The organism is Massilia glaciei, from assembly GCF_003011895.2.
Lineage (GTDB): Bacteria > Pseudomonadota > Gammaproteobacteria > Burkholderiales > Burkholderiaceae_D > Telluria_A > Telluria_A glaciei.
The window spans coordinates 1-2,603 of record NZ_PXWF02000157.1; the positions used below are offsets into that span (position 1 = coordinate 1).

Genomic DNA, 2,603 nt, shown 5'->3' on the forward strand with positions numbered 1-2,603 from the left:
AAACGATTTAATCTCAGCCTCTCAGCCCTCCCTCAGGTGAACGGATTGTCGACCAGCTTGACGGCCGGCGCCGGCAGCGCGTCGGGCAAGGCTTGCCCTTCGAGGCTGGCGACGATCTCGCCGAGAAGGCGGTGCAACAGGCGCGCCCGGGCCAGGCCCGGCCGGTCGGCGGTCAGGTCGAGGTCGCCGCTGAGCGTGATGCGGTCGAGCCGGTTCTCGAGCATCAAATTGCCGACATGCAGCACGTCGGCCTCGTTCGCATACGGCACGAAGGCCGCTGGTTCGGTTTTCATCGCAACTCCTCAAAGGCGGGGCGCGCGCGGCGCGCCGGTTTGGCGCGCGGCAGGCGCGCCATTTGCTGCTTCTCGTTCAGGGTGAGCGCGGGCAGCAGGTTGATCCCGATTTTGCTTTCAAGTTGCGCCACCGTCATCGTCTGGAGCGGCGCCCCCGCGTTGTTTTCGACAAAATAGGCCGCGCCCCTGCCCTGCCTCGGACTATAAACGACTTTGTACAAATGGCTAGGCACGAGCACGTTGCCCACCTTGCGCAACTGCGACCCGAGGAAGGCGGGTCCGGTCAGAACGTACAAGCGCCCCTCCAGGCGCGCCATCTTGCGCACCGCCATCTCGACCGAGGCCCAAATGTGGCGGTTGTTATCGGCGTCCTGGGGCACCATATTGGCCAGCGAAAAGCTCTCGCGCTGGGCGTCCTCGTCCGGCATGTTGCCGTTCGGCGCCATGTGCCCGCGGTCGAAGCCGCTGCGCGCGTAGTCCGACAATTCGGCGCGCTGCGAGGGTGGCAGTCTCGGCTCCGCATGGAAGGAATTTTTGCGCGTGAGCGTCGCCGCCGACTCGATGTTGTCGACCTCGAGGCGTTCGGCCGACCACAGCGGTGTGCGCGTCAGGCCCGAGTGCATCACCCCGAACACGCCATAGCACAGCTCCTGCGTGTGCGCTTGCAACTTGGGGTTGCGGATCTGGGGCGTCCGCCCATCGACATAATGCTCGTGGCACTGGCCAGCCAGGGCCGCGCCGGCCGACAACAACACCCACGCGAGGACGGCGCGGGCAATCAAACGTTGAACCATGTGTCCTCAAGCGAAACAATGCAAACGGCGGCATTGTAGCCCGAAGGAATGCTTTTCCGCTAGAACGGCAGCGGCGAAAATCGGCCGCGGGAGGGCCTGTTGCCGAGGGGCCGAGCGCGCCACTTGTCGCTGGCAATGGCGCCGCGAAAACAGTAGGCAATTTGCCTCCATGGGTAGAACCTGCCAGCGCAATCGCTGTCAGAAAGAAGAGCATCCGCACATCGTTCCCGGACCGGGGAAAAGGCGCGGCGGGGCGCGAAATTTCGCTGAACTTATTCAAGGGGGAACGACATGGCAAAGCGCGACAAAAAAACACAGCAATCCGAAGGACTGCTTCCGCAGGCGGACGAAGGGGAAGACATGGTCGCCGAAGAGGTGAGCCTCGACCAGGCCTCGACCCAGGTCCGCCGCACCGGCAACCTGGCCGAACCCGCGTCGGGCACCGAGCAGGCCGCAGCCGATGCGCTGTCCGAGACGCTTCCCGAGCCGGCCCCAAAAAAGCTCAAGCCGGCGATCGACCGCGCCGTGCCCGACTTTCTGTCGTCCAAAAAGTGACTGGCGCGCCGGCCACGGCGTAGACTGACGCACCGACTGGGGCACCGGCCGCGGCGGAGGCTGACGCACCGGCTGGGGCACCGGCCGCAGCGTTGACTGGAGCTCCAACTGCGGCGTTGACTGGGGCATCGGCCGCAGCGCGACCGCCACGACAGGTCGCTGGCGCCGCTACCAGTCCAGCGCCAACACGCGCTGCCCCATGCGCGGCCAGCACAGCCTGGCGATCTCGCCGCGGGCCGCCCATCGGTAGCCATCGACCTCGGGCGTGAGCACGCCCGTGTGCGGGTCCGGGTAAAAGCTCGTGCAAGCGAGCGCCCCAAGCCGGCCCAGCGCGTCGCCCGCGGCAACGCGGTACAGGTGCAGGCGCTTGTCGGGCCGGTAGTCGAAGCAGCCAAGGTCCTCGAAGCGCGCGGGTTCGAACCCGATCCCGGCCTCCTCGCGCAATTCCCGTATGGCGGCCTCGAGCGTGCTCTCGCCCGGGTCCTGCATGCCCTTCGGAATATCCCATTTGGCCGTGTGCGTCACATGGCACAGCAGCAATTCGCCCTTGTCGTTGACCACCAGGGTGCCGCACGAGGTCGCCAGCGCGCGCCGCGCCCTCATCCGCGCACACCGGGGCTGGGGAGCTCGGCGAGCACCTGCTCGAGCGCCGTGAAATCGACCGGTTTGGTCAGGTGCCGGTCGAAGCCGGCCCGCACGCTCAGTTCAAGGTCGCTGCGCTCGCCCCACCCGGTCACCGCCACGATCACCACCTCGTCCATCTCGGGGATCTGGCGCAGCGCGCGCGCGACCTCGTGCCCGTTCATGCCGGGCAGGCCGATGTCGAGGAAGATCAGGTCGGGCCGGTGGCGGCGCGCCAGCTCGAAGCCCTGCACGCCGTCGAGCGCGACCCGGGTGCGGTGCCCCATGGTCTCGAGCAGCGCCGCGAGCGACTCGGCGGCGTCGACGTTGTCGTCGACCA

General features: G+C 67.2%; 5 protein-coding genes. 1 reads left to right on the forward strand and 4 read right to left on the reverse strand.

The window, feature by feature from the left end:
* Nucleotides 1-32: 32 nt before the first annotated feature.
* Both C7C56_RS10555 and C7C56_RS10560 read right to left on the reverse strand, forming a co-directional pair.
* Nucleotides 33-293 carry a hypothetical protein gene (locus tag C7C56_RS10555; protein ID WP_106757382.1) on the reverse strand — a complete coding sequence of 87 codons (261 nt, stop codon included), beginning with the start codon at nucleotides 291-293 and terminating at the stop codon, nucleotides 33-35.
* Nucleotides 290-1,087 (reverse strand): DNA/RNA non-specific endonuclease, encoded by a 798-nt coding sequence (locus C7C56_RS10560; RefSeq protein ID WP_106757383.1) that lies wholly within the window; start codon nucleotides 1,085-1,087, stop codon nucleotides 290-292. The genes C7C56_RS10555 and C7C56_RS10560 overlap by 4 nt, the downstream gene beginning before the upstream one ends.
* Nucleotides 1,088-1,378: 291 nt before the next feature.
* Between C7C56_RS10560 and C7C56_RS10565 the strand changes: the two genes are divergently transcribed.
* Nucleotides 1,379-1,642, forward strand: a complete 264-nt coding sequence (locus C7C56_RS10565; RefSeq protein WP_106757384.1) for a hypothetical protein — start codon at nucleotides 1,379-1,381, stop codon at nucleotides 1,640-1,642.
* Nucleotides 1,643-1,810: 168 nt separating this feature from the next.
* On the opposite strand, the gene C7C56_RS10570 is transcribed toward C7C56_RS10565, so the two are convergent.
* Both C7C56_RS10570 and C7C56_RS10575 read right to left on the reverse strand, forming a co-directional pair.
* Nucleotides 1,811-2,245 (reverse strand): NUDIX hydrolase, encoded by a 435-nt coding sequence (locus C7C56_RS10570; protein ID WP_106757385.1) that lies wholly within the window; start codon nucleotides 2,243-2,245, stop codon nucleotides 1,811-1,813.
* The coding region (locus tag C7C56_RS10575; protein ID WP_146204406.1) for a response regulator at nucleotides 2,242-2,603 on the reverse strand (362 nt) is incomplete at its 5' end. The genes C7C56_RS10575 and C7C56_RS10570, both read right to left, overlap by 4 nt.

Coding starts and splice junctions, on each gene's coding strand:
- C7C56_RS10555 (WP_106757382.1), bottom strand. CDS start 293: ATGAAAACCGAACCAGCGGCCTTCGTGCCGTATGCGAACGAGGCCGAC.
- C7C56_RS10560 (WP_106757383.1), bottom strand. CDS start 1,087: ATGGTTCAACGTTTGATTGCCCGCGCCGTCCTCGCGTGGGTGTTGTTG.
- C7C56_RS10565 (WP_106757384.1), top strand. CDS start 1,379: ATGGCAAAGCGCGACAAAAAAACACAGCAATCCGAAGGACTGCTTCCG.
- C7C56_RS10570 (WP_106757385.1), bottom strand. CDS start 2,245: ATGAGGGCGCGGCGCGCGCTGGCGACCTCGTGCGGCACCCTGGTGGTC.